Raw genomic sequence first — 22,494 nt, 5'->3', positions numbered from 1 at the left:
TGGAGGCCGCCCCATGCGAGGAAAGATCATCCAATATGCTCGCACATCTGCGCAACTGTGAATTCGGAGTCAACTCGTCCAGTTGCGGCGGCACTTACCCGCGCAGCGGCGGGAGGCCGCGCAGGGCGCGGAAAAGGCGGTACGAGTCCCGTACCGCCTCAACCGAACCGCCCCGCGGATTACTTGACCGCGAGCACCAGCGCGTCGGACGGCGACCGCCACACCGCCCGCGCCTCCCCGAAGCCCTTTTCGCGCAGCACACGCGTGTGCCAGTCGACGGACGGCATGTCGCCGTCGGCGTGCTCCCCGTAGATCTCGAAGCGGCGGGCGGTCGGCGCGGCGAGGACGGGGTCCTGGGCCGCCAGCTCCCACCAGGCGGCCCAGTCGAGCGCCCCGCGCACCCTGGCCTGGTCCATCCGGGCGTGCCGCTGGGCGCGCTCGGCCTCGTTGATCCGGGGCGTGGACTCGTCGATCATGTGGTCGGCGTTCATGAAGACGCCACCGTCGCGGACGAGCTCCGCGATCTGGCCGTAGAGGACCGCGAGGGGTTCGCTGTGCAGCCAGTGGAGGGCGGTGGCGGTCAGGACGGCGTCGTACGAGTCGTACGGCAGCCGGGTCGCCCAGTGCGGATCCTTGAGGTCGGCCGTGACGAGGGAGACCCTCTCGTCGCCCGCGAAGGTGCCCTCGGCGATGGTGAGCAGCGCCGGGTCGAGGTCGACGCCGGTACTGGTGGCCTTCGGGAAGCGGTCGAGGAGCCGGGCCGTGATGGTGCCGGTGCCGCAGGCCAGGTCGAGGACGCGCGGCTCCGGGCCACACAGGGCCTCGACCATGTCGAGCATCACCCGGAAGCGCTCCTCGCGGTCCGGCATGTACCACTCCTGTTGCCGGTCCCAGCTCTCCTGCCAGGCGTGCCAGTCGGTGCCGTTGCCATGGATCTCGTCGCTGTCGATTCCGATGCCGACGGTCATGGAAACCCCTTCTCCGTTCGTCTTCACTCGCCCGCGTAATACCCTGGAAGCGCAATCAGCCGTTACCTGACCGCACGCACGACGATAGAGCGCCTCCGTAAGGACTACAAGTGGAACTGGCCTATTACTCGGATTACGCGGTACGCCTCGTCAACACCGAGGAGCCGACCCGGGGCAAGGACTCGCTCACCTCGGTCGAGGCGGTCCGGGACCTCTTCGAGGGGAACTCCTCCGCGGCCCGCCGCGCCACGGACGCGGACGTCACCCGCTTCCGGTCGGTCCGCGCCCGGCTGCGCGCCGTCTTCGAGGCGGCCGACGGCGGCGACGAGACCCTGTCCGTGGACCTGCTGAACTCACTTCTCCTGGAGTTCCCCGTCAGCCCGCAGATCTCCGGGCACGACCACCGGGACGACGACGGGCGCCCGCTGTGGCACATGCACCTGGCGGACCACCCGTCGAACGCGACCGCGGGCTACGCGGCGATCGCCGCCATGGGACTCGCCTTCCACCTCACCTCGTACGGCGTGGACCGCCTGGGCCTCTGCGAGGCGGCCCCCTGCCGCAACGCGTACCTGGACACGTCGACGAACCGCTCCCGGCGCTACTGCTCGGACCGCTGCGCGACGCGCGCCAACGTGGCGGCCTACCGGGCCCGCAAACGCCTGGAGGCCGACCGGTCGGAAAGCACCGGCCTGGCGGCGCCCAGCGCCCAGCGGACGACTGCGAACGGCGAGCGCTGACCCGGCAGGTAGGGCCGGTAGCGGAAACGCACCTTCCCGAGGACGAGGTCCTCGGGCACGGTCCCGTAGTCGGTGCTGTCCCCACCCGCGTAGGCGTTGTCCCCGAGCACCCACCAGCCCCCCTCGCGCCGCTCCGCGATCCGTTTCACGACCAGCAGGTCCTGCTGGAACGGATGGCGCAGAACGACCACGTCACCGGGCCTGACCCGGGCCCCGTACTGCACGACGAGCCGATCTCCGTGCTGGAGCGTGGGCACCATGGAGGGCCCCGTCACCTCGGCCGCCCCGAACGGCAGCACGGCCCTCCCACGCTCGGTCTCCTGCGACAGCTCCGGCATCACCGGCACCTCCCCGGTCCATCCTCCACCAGTCCCAGTCTCACCCCGGACTTTTGTCCTAAGCCCATGGGGGCACTCGAGAAAAGACGTCTCCCACGGAGTAATGTCCCACCTGAGAAGACGATCACGAGGAAGGACAGCTCAATGCTCTCCCGCCTGTTTGCCCCCAAGGTCAAGGTCAGCGCGCACTGCGACCTGCCCTGCGGCGTGTACGACCCGGCCCAGGCCCGCATCGAGGCGGAGTCGGTGAAGGCCGTCCAGGAAAAGATGGCCGGCAACGACGACCCGCACTTCCAGGCTCGCGCCACCGTCATCAAGGAGCAGCGCGCCGAGCTCGCCAAGCACCACGTGTCGGTGCTCTGGAGCGACTACTTCAAGCCCCCGCACTTCGAGAAGTACCCGGAGCTGCACCAGCTGGTCAACGACACCCTGAAGGCCCTCTCGGCCGCCAAGGCGTCCACGGACCCGGCCACGGGCCAGAAGGCGCTGGACTACATCGCCCAGATCGACAAGATCTTCTGGGAGACCAAGAAGGCCTGACCTTTGGTCATACGGCTCGACCCGCGACCTGTTCGGTTTCTCCGGTCGCACGGTCCCTCTGCCCGCACCCGGCCCGCGGGGCGCCGAACACGGCGTCCACGACGGTCCGGGTGCGGTCTTCTTTCGCCTGGCTTCTTTCACCGGGCTTCTTTCGCCCGCGTTTCGTTCGCCCGCGTTTCGTTCGTCCTTCGTCGGGGCTTCGTTCGTGGGACTTCATTCGGATACGGCGACCACGTGCTTGCCGACGACGCCGCCCCGTTCGAAAGCCTGGTGCGCCGCGGCGATGTCCGCGAGTGGGTACACGCTGTTCACCACCGGGCGCAGCGCTCCCGAGGTGACATGGTCGGCCAGGGCGCGCAGCACGGTGGCGTCGGGGTTGGCGCTGAAGGTGCGGATGCGGCGGGCGCCGTACACGCTCGATGCCGCGATCGCGGCCAGGGCGGGGGCCGACAGTCCGACGGTGACCATCCGGCCGCCCTTGGCCAACCGGCTGCGGTAGCAGTTCAGTTCCGTGCCGACCGTGTCGACGATGACGTCGAAGGGACCGATCCGGTCCGAGGTGGTGGAGCCGTGGTCAAGGACCTCGTCGGCGCCGAGGTCGGTGAGGGCGGGGGCGTGACGGGCGCGGGCCAGCGCGGTCACGTGGCCGCCCAGGGCGTGGGCGAGTTGGACGGCGGCCGTGCCGACGCCGCCCGCCGCGCCGCGGACCAGGACCTTCTCTCCGGGCGCGAGGCGCACGGTGTCCCGCACCGCGATCAGCGCCGTCGCGCCGGCGACGACCAGGGAGGCCGCGTCGGCCGCGGAGAGCCCCGCCGGGGCGGGCGCGAGCCGGTCCGTGGGGACGACGACGTACTCGGCCGCCCCGGCGATGGTGTGTCGCTGCCGGGGGTGCACCGTGCCCCACACCCGGTCCCCGACCCGCGGGCCCTCGACGCCGGTGCCGGATTCGGTGACGACGCCGGCGAAGTCCAGCCCCGTGCCGAGCGGGAACCGGCGCCCTGAGACGATCTTCATCTCCCCGGAACGGATGATCACGTCGTGGCCGTTCACGCTGGACGCCTCGACGCGGACCAGTACTTCACCCGCGCCGGGGGCGGGCCGGTCGACGTCATTGATCCGCAGCACGTCCGCCGCGTCGCCGTAACTCGTGATCTGAGCGGCCTTCATGGCGCTGTTCCTCTCCGCGGTCTGCTGTTGCGGTTCAGATCCTGGTACCGGGCCGCGGTATCACGGTCGTTCGCCTTTTCCCGGGTTCGGCTTTCCTGGGTCCGGCGGACCCACCCTCGCGGGCCGCGCCGCGGGCATACTGAAGCCGTGACCGACAAGCCCGTCGCGGTGAGCGACGATCCCCGACGCGAACTCGGGGAGTTCCTCCGGACTCGCCGCACCCGGCTGCGGCCCGAGGACGTCGGTCTGGAACCCGGTCCGCGGCGGCGCGTCGCCGGGCTGCGGCGCGAGGAACTGGCCCTGCTGGCCGGGGTCAGCTCGGACTACTACCAGCGCATGGAGCAGGGCCGCGACGTACGCCCCTCCGAGCAGGTCCTCGACGCCCTCGCGCGCGCCCTCGACTTCTCCGCCGAGGAGACCCGGCATCTGCACAGCCTCGCCGCCGCCGCGCGCACGCCCGCGAGGCGCCCGCGCCACCACGCGCCCGAGGAGGTGCCACCCACCACCCTGCGGCTGCTGCGCACGATGACCTCGCCCTCCGTGGTCGTCGGCCGCTTCCTGGACGTACTGGCGTGGAACCCGCTCGCCGGTGCCCTGCTCGGCGAGCTCACTCAGCGCCCGCGGAGCGAACGCAATCTGCTGTCGCTGCTGCTGCACCCGGAGGCCGACCGGACGTGCCCGGATCGGGCCGCCACCGTCGCCGAGCTGGTCGCGATGCTGCGTACGCAGGTCGCGGCCGAGCCGGGACATCCGCGCGCCGTCGAGCTGGTCGGTGAACTCGCCGTCCGCAGCGACGAGTTCGCGGGCCTGTGGGCGCGTCATGACGTGGCGGAGACCACCCGCGGCCGGATGCGCGTCCGTCACCCGCTGATCGGGGAGCTGAACCTGGACTGGGACGCGTACCCGATGCCGGACGCCACCGGCCCCGTACTCATCGCCTTCACCGCCGAGGAGGGCGGGCCCGACGCCGAGCGTCTCCAGTTGCTCGCCGGCCTGCTCGTCACTCCCGGCCCGGCGGCTGCGTCCCGTCCACGGCCTTGACCCACCGGTCTCTGTCAGTGGCGCGTGCCATCCTGAGGAAATGACTCTGGAGGATCTGGTCCGGCTGCGCCGGGCACGCGACCGGATGGACCGCGAGTACGCGGAGCCGCTGGACATCGCCGCGCTCGCGCGCACCGCGCTGATGTCACCCGGGCACTTCCAGCGGAGCTTCCGGGCGGCGTACGGGGAGACGCCGTACAGCTATCTCATGACCCGCCGAATAGAGCGGGCCAAGGCCCTGCTGCGGCGGGGCGACCTGACGGTCACGGAGGTCTGCCTCGCCGTGGGCTGTACGTCGCTCGGTTCGTTCAGCTCCCGCTTCACGGAGCTGGTCGGCGAGACCCCGAGCGCGTACCGGGCCCGGCCGCACGACCACGGCGCCCCGATCCCGCCGTGCGTGGCCCAGCGCCTGACCCGCCCGGCCCGCCACCGCAACCCGGAAGCGGAACCGGGTACACGCCTCTAGGGCCTGTCCGGCCGATCACGGTGGAGGAAAGCTGCGGCGCCTCTCCGGCGTGATCGGCCGGACAGGTCCTAGCGTGGGGCCATGGACCTGAAACTCTCACAGTGCTTCATCGCCGTGGACGACCATGACAAAGCGCTCGCCTTCTACCGGGACGTCCTCGGCCTGGAGGTTCGGGGTGACGTCGCCTTCGAGGGGATGCGCTGGGTGACGGTCGGCTCCCCGCTCCAGCCAGACGTCCAGATCGTCCTGGAGCCCCCCGCCGCGAGCCCGGACATCTCCCCGGCCGACAAACAGGCCATGGCCGAGCTCCTCGCCAAGGGCATCCTGCGCGGCGTCATCTTCTCCACCGCCGACTGCGACGCCCTCTACGAACGCGTCCGCGCCTCGGGCGCCGATGTCCTCCAGGAGCCGATGGACCAGCCGTACGGCGTCCGCGACTGCGCCTTCCGCGACCCGGCGGGCAACCTCCTCCGTTTCACCGAACGCCCCGATGCCTGACCCCGGCCACCCCCGCATAGGCCGCCGGGAGGGAGACTACGTCCGTGTGTTCCGTGGGAGCGGGTCGCCCATGGAATGAAACGTCTGAAGTCCCGTGGTCCGAGGAGTCATCGATGCCGTCCGCGCGCCCCCGCGTCCTCTACGTCAGTGACCTGGCCTACCCGGCCAAGGGGCGGCGGTACTGCGACGAGGACATCTTCCTCACCTCCCGGCTGCGCGAGGAGTTCGACCTCGCCGTGTGCCACCCCCTGGACGCGGCCGCGCTGATGACCGGCTTCGACGCCGTGGTCGTGCGCAACAGCGGGCCCGTGCTGCACTACCAGGCGCAGTACGACGCGTTCCGGAAGCAGGCGGTCACGGAAGGTGTCCGCGTGTACAACCAGCTGTCCGGCAAGGGGGACATGGCGGGCAAGGGGTACCTGCTGGACCTCACCGCGGCGGGGTTTCCGGTCATCCCGACCATCGACCGCGCGGAGGACCTCGACCGGCTCCCGGACGTCGACACCTACGTCGTGAAGCCCAAGCTGGGAGCGGATTCCATCGGCCTGGAATTCGTACCGCGCGACCGGCTGCCCGAACTGTCGTACGGCAACATCCTCGTCCAGCCGCGCATCGACTTCCGCTACGAGGTGTCCTTCTACTTCGTCGACCACACCCTCCAGTACGCCCTGTACGCCCCCCGCCCGGACGAGCGCTGGGCCCTGGAACCGTACGAGCCGACCGAGCGGGACCGGGAGTTCGCGCAGCGGTTCGTCGACTGGAACGACATCGCGTACGGCATCCAGCGCGTCGACGCCTGCCGGGCCCCCGACGGCGAACTGCTCCTCGTGGAGCTGGAGGACCTGAACCCGTATCTGTCCCTGGACGTCCTCTCCCCCGACGCGCGGGACGCCTTCGTCTCACGGGTGAAAACATCGTTGCGCGGGCTGATCGGACAGGAGACGGTACGAGCCGCACACGGCATCTGAGAGGGAGCGGTAACGGCCCATGGCTGACCTCATTCGATGGACCTACGCCTTCGTCGACCGGCCCATGAAGGACTTCGATCGCGCCTGCGGCTTCTGGACCGCGGTCACGGCGACGAAGCTGTCCGAACCGCGCGGTGAGCAGGGCGAGTTCGTGACGCTGCTGCCCGACGGCACCGACGCCTGCGTCAAGGCGCAGGGCGTCGACGCGGGCGACGGCGGCGCCCATCTCGACCTCGCCGTCGAGGACGTACCGGCGCTGGCGGAGTCGGCCCGGCGGCTTGGCGCCGAGCTCGTCACCACCGAAGAGGACCTGGTCGTCCTGCGCTCCCCCGGTGGTCAGCCGTTCTGCGCGGTCCGTTGGCACGGCGAGTCGGCGCGGCCTGCGGTCGTTCCGGGCCCCACCGGCGCCACCAGCCGCCTCGACCAGGTGTGCCTGGACGTGGCGCCCACCCGCTTCGAGGCCGAAGTCGCCTTCTGGAGCGCCCTGACCGGATGGGAGTCGCACCCCGGCGCGCTCCCGGAGTTCCACCTGCTCAGGCCGCCCGCCGGGCTCCCCTTCCGCATCCTCCTGCAACGCCTCGACACCGCCCGCCCCGCCGCCGCCCACCTCGACATCGCCTGCTCGGACATCGAGGCGGTACGCGCCGACCACGAGCGGCTCGGAGCCGTGCTCGTCGGTCACGGCGCCCGCTGGGCCGTCATGCGGGACCCGGTCGGCGGCACGTACTGCCTGACCGGCCGGGACCCGGCGACGGGCAGCCTCCCGGCCCCGGCCTGATCCGAAGAACGACCCGAAGCGGACGGCTCGAGGCGGACGGCCCGAAGCGGACGGCCCGAGGCGGACAGCCCTACGCGGACTCCCACACCTCCACGTCCACCACGGCCGCCACCGGAATCGGCCCGTAGACGTGCGGGAACTCCTCTCCCCCGGGCTTGACCGCCTCGTAGCGCAGCGGCACGTCCAGCCGTTCGGGATCGATGACCAGGAGCACCAGCTCGTCGGGGCCGTCGTACCCGCCGTACAGGAAGGAGGCGACCCCGGGGACCTGGTGCCGCAGCGAGCAGTGGATGAAGCCCTCCTCCTGGAGGGTGCGGCCACGGGTGGACATCTCGTACGCGCCGGACGCGCGCGCCGCGTCCCACAGGGAGCGCTCGGTGAGGTGCAACAGGGGTTCGGACATGCCGACACGCTACGGCCTCGGCCGGGCCGCCCGTGTCTCCAATCGGCGCCGCTCGGGGAGACCGCGGGCGCATCCCGCTCAGATGTCTCCGGCGCCGTCCAGGATGGGGCGGATGACCACCGGGTAGTTCGTGGCACCCTCGGGGCCGGGGCAGCGGGTGACGCGCTCGGCGATCTCGGTGACCCGCTCCAGGCTCTCGCACTCCAGTACCCAGTAGCCGGCGATCAGCTCCCTGGTCTCGCTGTACGGCCCGTCGGTGACGACGGCCTTCCCGTCCTGCCCGGCCGTGACCAGGCGGGTCTGTGCCGGTTCGGCCAGCCCCTGCCCGTCGACGAGCTCACCGGACTTCGAGAGGTCGTCGCTGATCGCGCCCATGTACGCGTACATCGCCTGCAGCTCCTGCTCACTCCAGGCCGGGGCGTGCGCGGAGCCCTTGCCCCGCATGCCCTCGTAGTCCGCCTGCGCGCCCTGCACCATCACCAGGTACTTCATGAGTCGGCTCCCTCGGCTTCCTCATTTCTCCGCGACGGACTCCCCGGGATGCTCCCTGGGCTCCCCGGTGTCCCTGCCGGGTTCGGCTCCGGTCCCGGGTACGGACCGGGACCCCGCGCTGCCTACGGCCCCGACCCCGGCTCCGGACCCTGCTCCGACTGCGGCGCCGGGCTCGCCGACGTACGCCTCGCACTCGGGGTTGTGACAGGGGCCGGGACCCCATACGGGAACGAACGCGCCCAGCGTCTTGTGGCGCCGCACGACGGTGGTGGTGACCGGCTGCCGGCAGGCGGGGCAGACATGCTCATCGGTGCCCATGCTTTCAGGGTAGGGCGGGAGAAGCTTCAGCGCTTCCTGCTGTACGTCCGCACGAAGACGCCGTTCTTGAACGCACGCGCCCCGTCGAGCAGCGCCCCCGCGAGCCGTACACCGCCGCACAGACAGATGCCGAGCCCGCTGTCCTACGACCTGCCCGATCAGGCCCCCCGCCCGGGCTGCGGCTCGCGCCACATCGGCCACATCCGCGGACCGTCCGGCAGGTCGAGAGGGCGCCCCGTGATGTCGAAGCCGAGACGTTCGTAGAGCCTGCGGCTGTCGGCGTTGCTCGCCTCCAGATAGGCGGGCAGGCCCTCGCGGTCGCAGCGGTCGAGAACCGACCGGACGAGCGCGGTGCCGAGGCCCTCGCCCTGGCGCCCCGGCGCCACGCCGATCATCCACAGGTACTCGTGGGCGCGGCCCGCGGGGTGGATCCCGGCCGTCAGGCGGCCTATCAGCTCGACCCGCTCGTTGTCCGGGTCGACGGCCTCACGCAGCCGTACGGGACCGTCGTCCTCGTCGTCGGCGTGGCCGGCGTCGGCGGGCACGGACAGCCACAGCGCGCACGCCGTGCCGTCCTCCGTGACGTCGATGCGGCCCTCGGCGAGCACGATCTCGGTGAACATCCCCATCAGGCCGGGGTGCTTGGCACGTCGGTGCGCCGCGTCCGGAAAGACCCAGACACTCACCGGGTCGTCCTGGAACGCCTCGTCGAGCAGCCGGGTGACCAGCTCCTGGTCGCCCTCGTCCGCCGTCCGGATCACCACGCCCATGTCCCACCCTCTCGCCTCAACCGCCGCTGATCGTACGGCTGTTGCAGCCTAGGGCCTGCCGGGTCCGTCGGGCCTGTCGGGGCTGTCGGGGCCTGAGAGGGGTGGGCCCCGCGCACCGTGGGGATGCGCGGGACCCGCCCCGGCCGGAGCCCCGTGCCGTACGGAGGTCAGGTGCCGTACGGTCCCGGAGGCCCCGGGGTCTTCAACCGCCCTTCTGAAAGGTCGAACGGATCATCCGAAGGTTCGGACGGGTCAGTTGCTGCGCCGCGTCACGAACTCCGCGAGTGCGAGGAGGCCGCCCGCCGCCTCCGGGTCGGGGATCGCCCGGGACAGCTCGTGCATCGCCCGGGACATCCGGTCGGCCGCCTGGAGCTGCGCCCAGTCACGGCCGCCCGCCCGCTCGACGGCCAGCACCGTGCGCTCCAGCTCCCCTTCCTCGTAGGGAACTCCGTACAGCTCTGCGAGCTCCGTCGCCGCCGGGGTGCCGGAGGCGAGCGCGGCGACCACGGGCAGGGACTTCTTGCGGGCGATGAGGTCCGCCCCGGCCGGCTTGCCGGTGCGGCTCGGGTCCCCCCAGATCCCGATCACGTCGTCGATCAGCTGGAAGGCGAGCCCGGCCTCCCGGCCGAACGCGTCCAGCGCGTCGACGTCCTCCTCGTCCGCTCCCGCGTACAGCCCGCCGAGCGCGCAGGCGCAGCCGAGCAGCGCGCCGGTCTTGGCCTCGGCCATGGCGAGCACTTCGTCGAGGGTGACCTCGGCGGGTCCGCGCTTCTCCATGACCGTGTCCGCGTGCTGCCCCTCGCACAGCTCGACGACGCAGGACGCGAGCCGGGCGGCGGCGGCCCCGGACGCCGGGTGCGAGTCCTCGGCGAGCAGCCGCTGGGCGAGCGCCTGCATGGCGTCCCCGGCGAGGATCGCGTCGGCGTCGCCGAACACGGTCCACGCGGTGGGGCGGTGTCTGCGGGTGGTGTCCCGGTCCATGACGTCGTCGTGCAACAGCGTGAAGTTGTGGATCAACTCCACGGCGGCCGCCGCCTGTACGGCGGCCGCGTGCTGACCGCCGAGCGCTCCCGTGGCGGTGAGCACCAGGGCCGGGCGGATCGCCTTGCCCGCGTTGCCCGCCGCCGGGGTGCCGTCCGCGTGCTCCCAGCCGAAGTGGTAGAGCGCGATCCGGCGCATGGATCCCGGCAGCGAGTCGACAGCCCTGCGCAGCTCGGGGTCGACGGACGCCCGGGCGTACTCCAGGATGCCCGCCGCCTCCTGTCCGTCCAGCGAGCCGGGCGCGACCTGCCGATCCATGGGCCTCCCGTCCGCGGCACCGTCGTCCAAGGGCCCGCCCTCCATGGGCTTGCCGATGAGGCCCCGCCTGTCCAGGGTCTCGGCCGGACTCCGCCTCGCCCCCGGTGTTCCCGCCTGATCGGGCGGAAACACGGCGGCCGGCGTCGGGAAGGTCACCGCCAGCGGCCGATCTCGACGTTCTCCAGGATGCCGAGGGCGTCCGGCACGAGAACCGCCGCCGAGTAGTACGCCGTCACCAGGTAGGAGATGATCGCCTGTTCGTTGATGCCCATGAAGCGCACCGACAGGCTCGGCTCGATCTCGTCCGGGATGCCCGCCTGCTGGAGGCCGATGACACCCTGCTCGGCCTCGCCGGTACGCATGGCGATGATCGAGGTCGTACGGGTGTCGCTGACGGGGATCTTGTTGCACGGGAACAGCGGCACACCGCGCCAGGTCGGGACGCGGTTGCCCGCGATCTCGACGCTCTCGGGGACCAGTCCGCGCTTGTTGCACTCGCGGCCGAACGCGGAGATCGCGCGCGGGTGGGCGAGGAACAGCTTGGTGCCACGCCGGCGGCTGAGCAGCTCGTCCAGGTCGTCGGGGCTGGGTACGCCGTCGTGCGGCTGGAGCCGCTGGTCGTACTCGCAGTTGTTGAGCAGTCCGAACTCCCGGTTGTTGATGAGCTCGTGCTCCTGGCGCTCCTTCAGCGCCTCGACGGTGAGGCGGAGCTGCTGCTCCGTCTGGTTCATCGGCTGGTTGTAGAGATCGGCCACGCGCGTGTGCAGGCGCAGCACGGTCTGGGCGATGCTCAGTTCGTACTCGCGCGGCGCGGCCTCGTAGTCCACGAAGGTGCCGGGGATGTCCTGCTCCCCTGTGTGGCCGGCCGCGAGGTCGATCTCCTTCTCGCCGTACTTGTTGGTGCGCTGCTCCGGAATCGCGCGCAGCGACGTGAGGTGCTCGCGCAGGGATTCGGAGCGCTCGGCGACCTGCTCGAGGTCCTGGCGGGGCAACGCGAGCACGGTGACCGCGGTGACGGCGCGGGCCGTGTACTCCCAGATGGCGTCCGGGTCGATGAGCGCCTGCTCGCCGAAGTACGCGCCGTCGGCGAGGACGCCGAGGACCGCGTCGTCGCCGTACGGGCCGGTACCGATCTTCTCCACCCTGCCGTGCGCGAGCAGGAACACCTCGTCGGACGGGCTGCCGAACGAGGCGAGCACTTCGCCCGGTACGAACTCCCGCTGCTGGCACCGCTGGGCGAGCTCGCCGAGCACCTCCTGATCCTCGAACGAGCGGAGCACGGACAGCTCGCCGAGCTCCGCGGGGATGACCTGCACACGGTCACCGGTCTTCACGAACGTCACGCGGCCGTCGCCCACGGAGTAGCTGAGCCGCCGGTTCACGCGGTACGTGCCACCCTGCACGTTCACCCACGGAAGCATGCGCAGCAGCCACCGTGAGCTGATCTCCTGCATCTGGGGCGCGGACTTGGTGGTGGTGGCCAGGTTCCGCGCGGCGGATGTGCCGAGACTCTGCTGCGGCTTGCCCTGACCCGCACGGACCTCTTCGCCTACCGACATGAAAATTGCCCTCCCGGTCGTGCACTGATCTGCGCCGACCAGCCTTCCATCACGGAGCGTGCCGGTGCTATTACACGAATGAGGGGGAATGGATCACGGTTGGATTGGGCAGAGGGTCCGCTTTTGTCGATCGATCGAACAGCCGGAGGCGTCGTCCTCGAACAGCCGGAGGCGTCGCCTTCGAACAGCGCGGAGCCGTTGCGGGCGGGAACTCCGAGATCAGGCCAACCGTTTGACGCGGTGACGGACGACGAAGGAGACGGCAATGGCAGGCTTCCTGGACCGTGCCAAGGAACAGGCGCAGCGAGGGCTCACGCAGGGCAAGCAGAAGATCGACGAGGTGCAGGCGCAGCGTGCGGGTGGCGACCTCCTGAAGAAACTGGGCGCGGCGTACTACGCGGAGCGGCGCGGCAGCGGCTCCCCCGAGGCGACCCAGCAGGCCCTGCAGGCGCTGGAGAGCCACATCGCGGTGAACGGGGACGCGTTCCTGCACTCCTGACGGGCCTCGCGGACGCACCGCGAACGCGCCGTGAACGCGCTGGTCAGACGCGCCCACGCCTCTGACCGGATCGACTCGCACGCCGTACGAACGGCTGGGCCGGAGCCCCGGGTTCCGGGTACAAGCTGCGGTACGAGACGGCCGCGACCGGTGGCCGCCGCGCAGTGCGAAGGAGGCGGTCATGGCCCCACCCATGTCCGCGGGCGGTTTCCTGAACCGGCTCAGGGAGGAAGGCGTCACCGTCGTCGAGGTCGGCGACTGGGAGCATCACAACCGCAATCACAAGGGGCCCTGGGGTCCGGTGCACGGCGTGATGATCCACCACTCGGTGACGTCGGGCAGCGAGCACACCGTCGGGATCTGCCGTGCGGGCCGCCCGGACCTGCCCGGTCCGCTGTGCCACGGCGTCATCACCAAGGACGGTGTCCTGCACCTCGTGGGCTACGGCCGGGCCAACCACGCGGGCCTGGGTGACGACGACGTGCTGCGCGCCGTGATCGCGGAGAAGGCGCTCCCGCCGGACAACGAGGCGGACACGGACGGCAACCGCCACTTCTACGGCTTCGAGTGCGAGAACCTCGGCGACGGGAAGGATCCGTGGCCCGAGGTGCAGCTGGAGGCCATCGAGAAGGTCGCGGCCGCGATCTGCCGCCACCACGGCTGGACGGAGCGCTCGGTCATCGGCCACCTGGAGTGGCAGCCGGGCAAGGTCGACCCGCGCGGCTTCACGATGGCCTCGATGAGAGAGCGGGTCCGCGACCGCCTCAAGTGACGGACGGACACGGGGTGGCCGCCCGCATACCGGACAGGTGTCCGACAATGGTGGGGTGCCCAGCCCCGCAACCCCGGACGGCCCGACCACCCCGGCCACTCCGGACGTCCCCGAAGCGCTCGACCCGACCGTTCTGCGGCCGAGGCTGCCCTCGCCGCTGTGTCAGGTCACGGACGAGCGCTTCACACGCCATGGCGTGCGGCTGCTGCTCAAGCGGGACGATCTGATCCACCCGGAGCTGATCGGCAACAAGTGGCGCAAGCTCGCCCCGAACCTCCGCGCGGCGGCGGGCCGCACGGTGGTCACGTTCGGCGGTGCGTACTCCAACCATCTGCGCGCCACCGCCGCCGCGGGCCGCCTCCTCGGGCTGACGACCGTGGGGGTGGTCCGCGGCCAGGAGCTGGCCGACCGCCCTCTCAACCCCTCCCTGACCCGCTGCGCGGCCGACGGCATGCGACTGCACTTCGTCGACAGATCGACGTATCGCCGCAAGAGCGAACCGGAGACGCTGGCCGCCCTGCTGCGCTCGGTGGACGCCGAGGACGCGTACGTCGTCCCGGAGGGCGGCAGCAACTCCCTTGCCGTACGCGGCTGCCGGGAACTCGGCGCGGAGCTGCGGGGCCATGATGGTGTCGACGTGGCCGCCCTGGCCTGCGGCACCGGCGGCACTCTCGCCGGCCTGGCCGCCGGCATCGCCCCCGACCAGCGGGCCCTGGGGATCCCCGTCCTCAAGGGCGGCTTCCTGAGGAGTGACATAAGCGCTCTCCAGGAAGCCGCCTTCGGCGGCCTGCGCGGCGCCTGGTCACTGGACGACCGCTTCCACTTCGGCGGCTACGCCCGCACCTCGCCCGAACTCGACACCTTCGCCGCGGACTTCGAGCAGCGCCACGGCCTGCCCGTGGAACGTCTCTATGTCGCCAAGATGCTCTACGGACTTGTCACCCTGGTGGAGGAGGGGGCGTTCACACAGGGGACGACGGTGGCGGCGGTGATCACGGGGGCACCGTTCTGAGCCCTCGTCCGGCGCCTCACGCCGCTTCCCGGTAGGCCGCCGCCTCCTCCAGGTCGAGTCTGCGCAGGAGCGTGCGGAGCATTTCGTCGTCGATGTAGCGGTGGTCGCGGAGTTTCACGAATATCTCGCGTTCGGCGCTGATCATCTCGCGGGACAGGCGGCGGTAGGTGTCGTCGGCGGTCTCCCCGGTCACCGGGTTGACGGCGCCGAGCCGTTCCCAGACGGCGTTGCGGCGGCGTTCCAGGACCGAGCGGAGCCGGTCGGCGAGCGGCGGGGGCAGGGCGTTGCGCTCGTCGGTGAGGAGTTCGTCGAGGCGCTCCTCGGCGACCCGGGACGCCTGCGCCTGGGCGTTCGCCTCGGCGAGCGTCTCGGCCTGGACGTCGCGCCCCGGCAGCTTCAGCAGGCGGATGAGAGGGGGCAGGGTCAGCCCCTGGACGACCAGGGTCCCGATCACGGTGGTGAAGGTGAGGAAGAGGAGCAGGTTGCGATCGGGGAAGGAGGCACCACCGTGCACGGTGAGCGGGATGGAGAAGGCGATGGCGAGCGAGACCACCCCGCGCATGCCGGCCCAGCCGATGATGAACGGGCCCTTCCAGGTGGGGGCCCCCTCGCGCTCCCGGACGCGCGCCGACAGGATCCGGGGCAGGAAGGTGGCGGGATAGACCCACACGAAGCGGGCGGCGACCACGACCAGGAAGACGGCCACCGCATACCAGGCGGCCTGCGCTCCCTGGTACTGGCCGAGGCCCTTGAGGACGACCGGCAGTTGGAGTCCGATCAGGGCGAACACCGCCGACTCCAGGACGAACGCGACCATCTTCCACACCGCCTCCTCCTGGAGCCGGGTCGCGAAGTCCACCTCCCAGGCACGGTGCCCGAGGTAGAGCGCGACGACGACCACCGCGAGCACTCCGGAGGCGTGCACCTTCTCGGCGATCCCGTAGGCGACGAAGGGGATCAACAAGGAGAGGGTGTTCTGGAGAAGTGCCTCATTCAGGTGCGTGCGCAACCAGTGGATCGGAACCATCAGGACGAGACCGACGACGACACCCCCGACCGCCGCGAGCAGGAACTCACGGACGCCGCCCGCCCAGGTCGCGCCCTCGCCGACCGCGGCGGCGAGGGCCACCTTGTAGGCGGTGATCGCGGTCGCGTCGTTCACCAGGGACTCGCCCTGAAGGATCGTGGTGATCCGCGAGGGCAGCCCCACCCGGCGCGCCACCGCCGTGGCCGCCACCGCGTCTGGCGGCGCCACCACCGCCCCGAAGACCAGCGCCGCGGGCAGCGGCAGGCTCGGCACGAGCAGATAGGTGGCCCAGCCGACGGCCAGCGTCGCGAAGAGCACGTACCCCACCGACAGCAGCGCGATGGGCCGCAGATGTGCCCGGAGATCGAGGTACGAGCTGTCGGTGGCCGCCGTGTACAGCAGCGGGGGCAGCACCAGCGGGAGCACGATCTCCGGGTCGAGTTCGTATCCGGGCACTCCAGGGATGTACGAGACGACCAGGCCCGCCGCAACGAGCAACAGCGGCGCCGGCACCGGGGTGCGACGGGCCAGCCCGGCGACCGCGGCGCTCCCCGCGACCAGCAACAGCAGTGGCAATACGTCCATCGTCTTCCGCCCGCCCTCGTTTTCGCGCGACATCCCGCACGCCCGACGTAACCTGGCAATCATGAAACAGTGCACGCACGCCGACGAGCTGCCGCACCCCGAACCTGGGCCGCTGAGCGAGACCTGCCTGGAGTGCCAGGCCGCCGGTACACATCCGGTGCAGTTGCGACTGTGTCTGAGCTGCGGGCACCTCGGCTGCTGCGACTCCTCGCCGCTGCGGCACGCGACGGAGCATTTCAAGGAGACCGGACATCCCGTGATGCGGACCTTCGAGCCCGGTGAAAGTTGGCGCTGGTGCTTCGTCGACCACGTACTGGCGTGACCCACGGCCCGGACGGTTCGACCGTCTGACGCCTGGGTACGTCAACCCGGCGCGCGCTCTTCCTATTTGGGCCCGCAGACCCCTAGCCACTGTGCGTACTCATAGGCTTACTATGAGTGACAGCAAGGGGCGGGGTCCCCAGGACAGAAAAGTTGGGAGCGCGGTAGCGTCACCGCTGAACCACCTAGCGCGTTACCCCGGGGGGCGACCCTCGGCCCCCGAAAAGAGCTCGAAAGAGCTTGTACCACCTTGGAGGTGAGGGTGTCCCAGATCGCAGGCGAGCCCGCGACGAAGGACTTCGTGGAAGTCCGGCTGCCGGCCGCGGGTGCCTACCTGTCGGTGCTGCGTACGGCTACGGCCGGTCTCGCGGCCCGTTTGGACTTCACCCTCGACGAGATCGAGGACCTCCGCATCGCGGTGGACGAGGCCTGCGCGATCCTGTTGCAGCAGGCCGTCCCCGGATCGGTGCTCAGCTGTGTCTTCCGGCTCATCGACGACTCGCTCGAGGTGACGGTCTCCGCTCCGACCACCGATGGTCACGCTCCGTCACGGGACACGTTCGCGTGGACCGTCCTGTCGGCGCTCGCGGGCAAGGTCGACTCCACCGTCGCCGAGGACAAGACCGTTTCGATCAGCCTCTACAAACAGCGCGGCGCGGGACCCGGGCCGGCGTGAGGAACGGGGACGGGCCGGTGCGGGACGAAGAGCGCGGCACACGGGAGCTTCCCGCCGGACGCGTCGACGGCCTCGACGGGCCGCGGCGCGCGGTGGAAGGCGTCGACGGCATCCCCGAACAGGCCCGGCCGCACCCGGAGGACGCACAGGAGAGCCTCTCCGGCCAGGACGACGGGCAACGGGATCCGGAGGGTGCCGCGCCGAGCACGTCCTCGGAAGGGCGGCGGCTGGTGACGGGCGGGACTATGAGCGAGCACGAGCGACACGACAAGCCAGGGGTGCAGAGCGTGCAGGGCACGCAGCACGGGCCGAGCGCCCAGCACATCCAGCACGACCCGCAGGACCGCAGCGGCGCGCGGGCGATGTTCATCGAGCTGCGCAAGCTGCAGGACGGCAGCGCGGAGTACGCGGAGCTGCGCAATCAGCTGGTCCGCATGCACCTCCCGCTCGTCGAGCACCTCGCGCGCCGCTTCCGCAACCGCGGTGAGCCGCTGGACGACCTCACCCAGGTCGCGACCATCGGCCTGATCAAGTCGGTCGACCGCTTCGACCCGGAGCGCGGCGTCGAGTTCTCGACGTACGCGACTCCGACGGTCGTCGGCGAGATCAAGCGGCACTTCCGCGACAAGGGCTGGGCGGTGCGGGTGCCGCGGCGCCTGCAGGAACTGCGCCTGGCCCTGACGACGGCGACGGCCGAGCTGTCGCAACAGCACGGGCGCTCCCCCACGGTCCACGAGCTGGCCGAGAAGCTGGCCATCTCGGAGGAGGAGGTCCTGGAGGGCCTGGAGTCCGCCAACGCGTACTCCACGCTGTCGCTGGACGTCCCCGACACGGACGACGAGTCCCCGGCGGTCGCGGACACGCTGGGTGCGGAGGACGAGGCCCTGGAGGGCGTCGAGTACCGGGAGTCGTTGAAGCCCCTGCTCGAGGACCTCCCCCCGAGAGAGAAGCGGATCCTGCTCCTTCGCTTCTTCGGCAACATGACCCAGTCGCAGATCGCACAGGAGGTCGGCATCTCCCAGATGCACGTCTCCCGCCTGCTGGCCCGTACCCTCGCCCAGCTCCGCGAAAAGCTCCTGGTCGAGGAGTAACCGGGCAGCCGCCGAGCGGGGGCGCAACCGGTGAGGACCCCGTCGGCGGGCCGAAGCTACTTGGTTTCCTCGGCGGCACCGGGGCCACGGATGCCCAGCGCCCGGGTGGTCTCGGAATTGACGAGCAGGACCAGCGCCGTGATCGCGACCACCGCGAGGGCGATTCCGGCGGGGATCGCCACGCTGTCCGCCTGAAGCAAGCTGTAGGCGACGGGCAGCGCCATGATCTGGGTGATGACCGCGGGCCCCCGGCTCCAGCTGCGGCGCAGCAGCAGGCCGCGGGCGGCCAGCAGGGGCAGCAGCGCGAGCACGATCAGCGTCACTCCCAGGGTCACGCCCTGCTGCCGGTCCCCCGAGCCACCCGTGGCCCCCAGGACCAGCATCCACACGCCCCCCACGGCGAGGACCAATCCCTCCAGCGCGGCCAGCGCGGCCGCGGCGGTCAGCCGTCCGGGACGGGGCTCTGCGGTCGGGGCGTCAGGGGTGGGGATCTGCTCAGCGCTCACCCCCGAAGGGTATCCCTCGGGCCTCGGCACGCGGCCCGACCCCGGCCGCCACCCCACCGCCACCCGCACCTCACCGTGTCGAGACTCACGCCCCTATCTCTTACCGGATCCCTAACTCTGTCTGGGACCGGTACCCCTCGGTAGGTACGCTGCATCGCATGCGTGCACTTCTCGTGGTCAATCCGGCAGCTACCACCACAAGTGCGCGCACGCGCGATGTCTTGATCCACGCGCTGGCGAGCGAGATGAAGCTCGAGGTGGTCACGACCGAGTACCGCGGGCACGCCCGGGACCTCGGCCGGCAGGCCGCGGAGAGCGAGGACATAGAACTGGTGGTCGCGCTCGGCGGCGACGGCACCGTCAACGAGGTCGTGAACGGTCTCCTGCACAACGGCCCCGACCTGGACCGCCAGCCCCGCCTCGCGGTGGTCCCCGGCGGATCCACCAATGTCTTCGCCCGCGCCCTGGGCCTGCCCAACGACGCCGTGGAGGCCACCGGCGCCCTGCTGGACGCGCTCAGAGAGGACCGTGAGCGCACGATCGGCCTCGGTCTCGCCGCGGGCACCCCCGGCACCGAGGACGAAGCCGTCCCCTCCCGCTGGTTCACCTTCTGCGCGGGACTCGGCTTCGACGCGGGGGTGATCGGCCGGGTCGAACAGCAGCGCGAGCGCGGCAAGCGTTCCACCCACGCCCTCTATTTGCGCCAAGTGGCACGTCAGTTTTTGGACGAACCTCACCGCAGGCACGGAACGATCACACTGGAGCGGCCCGGCCAGGACCCGGTCACCGATCTTGTGTTGTCCATAATCTGCAACACCTCGCCCTGGACGTTTCTCGGCAATCGTCCGGTGTACGCGTCACCTAAGGCTTCGTTCGATACCGGGCTCGACGTACTCGCTCTCAACCGCATGTCGACGGGCGCGGTTGCCCGGTATGCCACCCAGTTGCTCACTTCGTCCCCCGAGCGCGGACCCCATGGCAAGCACGCCCTGTCTCTGCATGACCTGACCGACTTCACCTTGCATTCGAAGGCGCCGCTCCCCCTCCAGATGGACGGCGACCACCTGGGACTGCGCACCAGCGTGACGTTCACAGGCGTACGCCGTGCACTGCGTGTGATTGTGTGAGCGGAAGGGCCCAAAGTCCTTTCACTCGAACGTTTAGACCAGGGTCCACCCCATGGAAGTACGGCTGTGACCTAGTCGACACCGAGGAATCAAAAAAAACTTTCCAGAAGGGGTTGTATCCGCCGCTGAGGTTTGCGAGTCTCTACGTGGCGATCGGGACGGCCCGCAACATCGGCCCCACAGAGAGCCAGAACCCCTCCTCAAATCACAGGACCACGTCAGGGAATCCTGGCAGTCGGCCCTTCACTTGTTGAGGGATTCGTGAAAGCGTTCACATTCACAAGCAACGTGCATGTAATACCAAGGAGAGGTAGCAGCCATGGACTGGCGTCACAACGCCGTTTGCCGCGAGGAAGACCCCGAGCTCTTCTTCCCCATCGGCAACACCGGTCCTGCGCTGCTGCAGATCGAGGAAGCCAAGGCCGTCTGCCGCCGCTGCCCCGTCATGGAGCAGTGCCTGCAGTGGGCGCTCGAGTCCGGCCAGGACTCCGGCGTCTGGGGTGGCCTCAGCGAGGACGAGCGCCGCGCTATGAAGCGCCGTGCCGCCCGCAACCGGGCCCGTCAGGCCACCGCCTGACACCCCACCCCGTAACGAGCCTGAGCCCGGCGGCGCGTACAGCGAGTACGCATCTCCCGCCCCCGAGCCGCAGCGCGCAGTACCCCCGATGCGCATAGCAACGTAAGCAGTGGCCCCGGACCTTCTGGTCCGGGGCCACTGTCATGCGCGACTTGCCACCGGCATGCGCGACTTGTGGGTGCGTCAGATATGCCTACTTGTGCGCTCGTACCGGAATGTCCAGGATGACCTGTGTGCCGCGCTCCGGGGCCGCCACCATGTCGAAGCTGCCCCCCAACTCGCCCTCCACCAGCGTCCGTACGATTTGCAGCCCGAGGTTGCCCGAGCGGTGCGGGTCGAAGCCCTCCGGGAGGCCGACCCCGTCGTCCTGGACGGTGACCAGCAGGCGGGCCTCCTTGCTGGTGCCGCCGCGCACCGCCGAGACCTCGACCGTGCCCCGGTCGCCCTCGCGGAAGCCGTGCTCCAGCGCGTTCTGAAGGATCTCGGTGAGAACCATGGAGAGCGGGGTGGCGACCTCGGCGTCGAGTATGCCGAAGCGGCCGGTGCGGCGGCCGGTGACCTTGCCGGGCGAGATCTCGGCGACCATGGCGAGCACCCGGTCGGCGATCTCGTCGAACTCCACCCGCTCGTCCAGGTTCTGAGACAGCGTCTCATGCACGATGGCGATCGAGCCGACCCGCCGTACGGCCTCCTCCAGGGCCTCACGACCGCGCTCCGACTCGATGCGCCGGGCCTGGAGCCGCAGCAGCGCCGCCACCGTCTGGAGGTTGTTCTTGACCCGGTGGTGGATCTCCCGGATGGTCGCGTCCTTGGTGATCAACTCGCGTTCGCGGCGCCGCAGTTCGGTCACGTCGCGCAGCAGGACGAGCGAACCGACCCGGGTGCCCTTGGGCTTGAGCGGGATCGCGCGCAGCTGGATCACCCCGTCGGCGCTCTCGATCTCGAACTCGCGGGGTGCCCAACCGCTGGCGACCTTGGACAGGGCCTCGTCCACCGGACCGCGGGACGGGGCGAGTTCCGCGGTGGTCACACCGAGGTGGTGGCCCACCAGGTCGGAGGCGAGGCCGAGGCGGTGGTACGCGGACAGCGCGTTCGGGGACGCGTACTGGACGATGCCGTCGGCGTCGAGGCGGATCAGTCCGTCGCCGACCCGCGGGGAGGCGTCCATGTCGACCTGCTGGCCGGAGAACGGGAAGGAGCCGGCGGCGATCATCTGGGCGAGGTCGGACGCGCTCTGGAGATACGTCAGCTCCAGCCGGCTCGGGGTGCGCACGGTGAGGAGATTCGTGTTGCGCGCGATGACACCGAGGACGCGCCCCTCCCGCCGTACCGGAATGGACTCGACCCGTACCGGCACCTCCTCCCGCCATTCGGGATCGCCCTCGCGCACGATCCGGCCCTCGTCCAGCGCGGCGTCCAGCAGCGGGCGGCGGCCGCGTGGGACGAGGTGGCCGACCATGTCGTCCTGGTACGAGGTCGGGCCGGTGTTGGGCCGCATCTGCGCGACGGAGACATAGCGGGTGCCGTCGCGGGTGGGAACCCACAGCACGAGGTCGGCGAAGGAGAGGTCGGAGAGCAACTGCCACTCCGAGACCAGCAGATGCAACCACTCGAGATCGGAGTCACCGAGAGCGGTGTGCTGGCGGACGAGGTCGTTCATGGAGGGCACATCTGCGAGCGTACCTGGGGCTTTGGCCCGGCTCCGAAAACACCCGCGGGCCGCGGCGCCTGGGAGGGACCCTCAACCCTCCCGGCACCGCAGCCCGGAGCAGCAACGGCCGCGGGGTGTGCGATCCCGGTCGGCCGAAGGAGAGGACCCGGAGCAGTCAGGGCAGAGAGCGCCGGTTCCTCGGTCCGCCTTCCTGTGCGGGGAAGACGGATGCTTGTGTGGATCAACGCCTCGCCGTAAGCGACGCTTCGTCGATCGAAGGCTTTACCTGCACATTGTGGACTAGA

At 70.5% G+C, this 22,494-nt stretch carries 27 protein-coding genes; 15 read left to right on the top strand and 12 right to left on the bottom strand.

The features are described 5' to 3' along the window. Positions 1-179 precede the first annotated feature (179 nt). Positions 180-968 (bottom strand): class I SAM-dependent methyltransferase, encoded by a 789-nt coding sequence (locus OG798_RS34795; RefSeq protein WP_095852654.1) that lies wholly within the window; start codon positions 966-968, stop codon positions 180-182. Between the two features lie 110 nt (positions 969-1,078). Between OG798_RS34795 and OG798_RS34790 the strand changes: the two genes are divergently transcribed. Next, positions 1,079-1,708 carry a CGNR zinc finger domain-containing protein gene (locus tag OG798_RS34790; protein ID WP_095852655.1) on the top strand — a complete coding sequence of 210 codons (630 nt, stop codon included), beginning with the start codon at positions 1,079-1,081 and terminating at the stop codon, positions 1,706-1,708. Here the strand turns inward: OG798_RS34790 and sodX are convergent. Continuing rightward, positions 1,612-2,046 (bottom strand): nickel-type superoxide dismutase maturation protease, encoded by a 435-nt coding sequence (gene sodX, locus OG798_RS34785; protein WP_095857783.1) that lies wholly within the window; start codon positions 2,044-2,046, stop codon positions 1,612-1,614. The two genes, OG798_RS34790 and sodX, sit on opposite strands and share 97 nt — an antisense overlap. 144 nt (positions 2,047-2,190) lie before the next feature. Between sodX and sodN the strand changes: the two genes are divergently transcribed. Continuing rightward, positions 2,191-2,586: a superoxide dismutase, Ni gene (gene sodN / locus OG798_RS34780; protein ID WP_004983535.1), complete on the top strand. Its 396-nt coding sequence runs from the start codon at positions 2,191-2,193 to the stop codon at positions 2,584-2,586. A gap of 213 nt (positions 2,587-2,799) precedes the next feature. On the opposite strand, the gene OG798_RS34775 is transcribed toward sodN, so the two are convergent. Beyond that, the gene (locus tag OG798_RS34775; RefSeq protein ID WP_121415047.1) at positions 2,800-3,753 is read right to left on the bottom strand and encodes an NAD(P)-dependent alcohol dehydrogenase; all 954 of its coding nucleotides are present in this window, start codon (positions 3,751-3,753) and stop codon (positions 2,800-2,802) included. 147 nt (positions 3,754-3,900) lie between these two features. Between OG798_RS34775 and OG798_RS34770 the strand changes: the two genes are divergently transcribed. The 5 genes from OG798_RS34770 (at position 3,901) to OG798_RS34750 (ending at position 7,504) form a co-directional block, all read left to right on the top strand. Then, positions 3,901-4,794, top strand: coding sequence for a helix-turn-helix transcriptional regulator (locus tag OG798_RS34770; protein WP_267062790.1), 894 nt, complete (start codon positions 3,901-3,903; stop codon positions 4,792-4,794). 40 nt (positions 4,795-4,834) lie between these two features. Then, complete coding sequence (locus OG798_RS34765; RefSeq protein ID WP_095852657.1) at positions 4,835-5,260, top strand: helix-turn-helix transcriptional regulator; 426 nt, start codon at positions 4,835-4,837, stop codon at positions 5,258-5,260. An 81-nt stretch (positions 5,261-5,341) separates the two neighbouring features. Further along, positions 5,342-5,758 (top strand): VOC family protein, encoded by a 417-nt coding sequence (locus OG798_RS34760; RefSeq protein ID WP_054228118.1) that lies wholly within the window; start codon positions 5,342-5,344, stop codon positions 5,756-5,758. 113 nt (positions 5,759-5,871) lie between these two features. After that, positions 5,872-6,726, top strand: coding sequence for a hypothetical protein (locus OG798_RS34755; protein WP_267062789.1), 855 nt, complete (start codon positions 5,872-5,874; stop codon positions 6,724-6,726). A gap of 19 nt (positions 6,727-6,745) precedes the next feature. Next, positions 6,746-7,504: a VOC family protein gene (locus OG798_RS34750; protein WP_267062788.1), complete on the top strand. Its 759-nt coding sequence runs from the start codon at positions 6,746-6,748 to the stop codon at positions 7,502-7,504. A 70-nt stretch (positions 7,505-7,574) separates the two neighbouring features. Here OG798_RS34750 and OG798_RS34745 read toward each other — a convergent pair whose 3' ends face one another. From OG798_RS34745 to OG798_RS34720, 6 genes are all read right to left on the bottom strand, one after another. After that, entirely contained in the window at positions 7,575-7,907 is a 333-nt protein-coding gene (locus tag OG798_RS34745; RefSeq protein ID WP_095852660.1) for a DUF952 domain-containing protein, read from the bottom strand. Positions 7,908-7,985: 78 nt separating this feature from the next. After that, positions 7,986-8,399 (bottom strand): YciI family protein, encoded by a 414-nt coding sequence (locus OG798_RS34740; RefSeq protein ID WP_121415050.1) that lies wholly within the window; start codon positions 8,397-8,399, stop codon positions 7,986-7,988. A 21-nt stretch (positions 8,400-8,420) separates the two neighbouring features. Beyond that, the gene (locus OG798_RS34735) at positions 8,421-8,717 is read right to left on the bottom strand and encodes a hypothetical protein (RefSeq protein WP_097224812.1); all 297 of its coding nucleotides are present in this window, start codon (positions 8,715-8,717) and stop codon (positions 8,421-8,423) included. 158 nt (positions 8,718-8,875) lie between these two features. Beyond that, positions 8,876-9,487 carry a GNAT family N-acetyltransferase gene (locus OG798_RS34730; RefSeq protein WP_328758215.1) on the bottom strand — a complete coding sequence of 204 codons (612 nt, stop codon included), beginning with the start codon at positions 9,485-9,487 and terminating at the stop codon, positions 8,876-8,878. A gap of 252 nt (positions 9,488-9,739) precedes the next feature. Beyond that, the gene (locus OG798_RS34725) at positions 9,740-10,786 is read right to left on the bottom strand and encodes a family 2 encapsulin nanocompartment cargo protein polyprenyl transferase (protein ID WP_328758214.1); all 1,047 of its coding nucleotides are present in this window, start codon (positions 10,784-10,786) and stop codon (positions 9,740-9,742) included. Positions 10,787-10,938: 152 nt separating this feature from the next. Further along, positions 10,939-12,345, bottom strand: coding sequence for a family 2B encapsulin nanocompartment shell protein (locus OG798_RS34720; protein ID WP_328758213.1), 1,407 nt, complete (start codon positions 12,343-12,345; stop codon positions 10,939-10,941). A gap of 265 nt (positions 12,346-12,610) precedes the next feature. Between OG798_RS34720 and OG798_RS34715 the strand changes: the two genes are divergently transcribed. From OG798_RS34715 to OG798_RS34705, 3 genes are all read left to right on the top strand, one after another. Then, the gene (locus OG798_RS34715) at positions 12,611-12,844 is read left to right on the top strand and encodes a hypothetical protein (protein WP_097224814.1); all 234 of its coding nucleotides are present in this window, start codon (positions 12,611-12,613) and stop codon (positions 12,842-12,844) included. 181 nt (positions 12,845-13,025) lie between these two features. Next, entirely contained in the window at positions 13,026-13,616 is a 591-nt protein-coding gene (locus OG798_RS34710; RefSeq protein WP_095852666.1) for an N-acetylmuramoyl-L-alanine amidase, read from the top strand. A 55-nt stretch (positions 13,617-13,671) separates the two neighbouring features. Then, positions 13,672-14,628: a 1-aminocyclopropane-1-carboxylate deaminase/D-cysteine desulfhydrase gene (locus OG798_RS34705; RefSeq protein WP_443053901.1), complete on the top strand. Its 957-nt coding sequence runs from the start codon at positions 13,672-13,674 to the stop codon at positions 14,626-14,628. A gap of 16 nt (positions 14,629-14,644) precedes the next feature. On the opposite strand, the gene OG798_RS34700 is transcribed toward OG798_RS34705, so the two are convergent. Continuing rightward, positions 14,645-16,240, bottom strand: coding sequence for a Na+/H+ antiporter (locus OG798_RS34700; protein WP_095857787.1), 1,596 nt, complete (start codon positions 16,238-16,240; stop codon positions 14,645-14,647). A 61-nt stretch (positions 16,241-16,301) separates the two neighbouring features. Here OG798_RS34700 and OG798_RS34695 point away from each other — a divergent pair, with 61 nt between their 5' ends. From OG798_RS34695 to OG798_RS34685, 3 genes are all read left to right on the top strand, one after another. Beyond that, positions 16,302-16,562 carry a UBP-type zinc finger domain-containing protein gene (locus tag OG798_RS34695; protein ID WP_054228128.1) on the top strand — a complete coding sequence of 87 codons (261 nt, stop codon included), beginning with the start codon at positions 16,302-16,304 and terminating at the stop codon, positions 16,560-16,562. 261 nt (positions 16,563-16,823) lie between these two features. After that, positions 16,824-17,237, top strand: a complete 414-nt coding sequence (locus OG798_RS34690; RefSeq protein WP_054228129.1) for an anti-sigma regulatory factor — start codon at positions 16,824-16,826, stop codon at positions 17,235-17,237. Beyond that, positions 17,234-18,328, top strand: coding sequence for an RNA polymerase sigma factor SigF (locus tag OG798_RS34685; protein WP_075028856.1), 1,095 nt, complete (start codon positions 17,234-17,236; stop codon positions 18,326-18,328). Before OG798_RS34690 ends, OG798_RS34685 begins: the two co-directional genes overlap by 4 nt. A 56-nt stretch (positions 18,329-18,384) precedes the next feature. On the opposite strand, the gene OG798_RS34680 is transcribed toward OG798_RS34685, so the two are convergent. After that, a complete protein-coding gene (locus OG798_RS34680; protein ID WP_095852667.1) occupies positions 18,385-18,834 on the bottom strand; it encodes a hypothetical protein in 450 nt (149 codons plus the stop codon). A gap of 158 nt (positions 18,835-18,992) precedes the next feature. Between OG798_RS34680 and OG798_RS34675 the strand changes: the two genes are divergently transcribed. Both OG798_RS34675 and OG798_RS34670 read left to right on the top strand, forming a co-directional pair. Further along, positions 18,993-19,961 (top strand): diacylglycerol/lipid kinase family protein, encoded by a 969-nt coding sequence (locus OG798_RS34675; RefSeq protein WP_095852668.1) that lies wholly within the window; start codon positions 18,993-18,995, stop codon positions 19,959-19,961. Positions 19,962-20,280: 319 nt separating this feature from the next. Beyond that, a complete protein-coding gene (locus OG798_RS34670; protein WP_006380970.1) occupies positions 20,281-20,538 on the top strand; it encodes a WhiB family transcriptional regulator in 258 nt (85 codons plus the stop codon). Between the two features lie 193 nt (positions 20,539-20,731). On the opposite strand, the gene OG798_RS34665 is transcribed toward OG798_RS34670, so the two are convergent. Continuing rightward, complete coding sequence (locus OG798_RS34665; protein WP_054228133.1) at positions 20,732-22,198, bottom strand: sensor histidine kinase; 1,467 nt, start codon at positions 22,196-22,198, stop codon at positions 20,732-20,734. Positions 22,199-22,494: the final 296 nt, after the last annotated feature.

Origin of the sequence: Streptomyces sp. NBC_00271 (assembly GCF_036178845.1) — a bacterium.
Lineage (GTDB): Bacteria > Actinomycetota > Actinomycetes > Streptomycetales > Streptomycetaceae > Streptomyces.
Note: the sequence above shows the minus strand (reverse complement) of the source record. Positions and strands in the feature narration are given on the sequence as shown.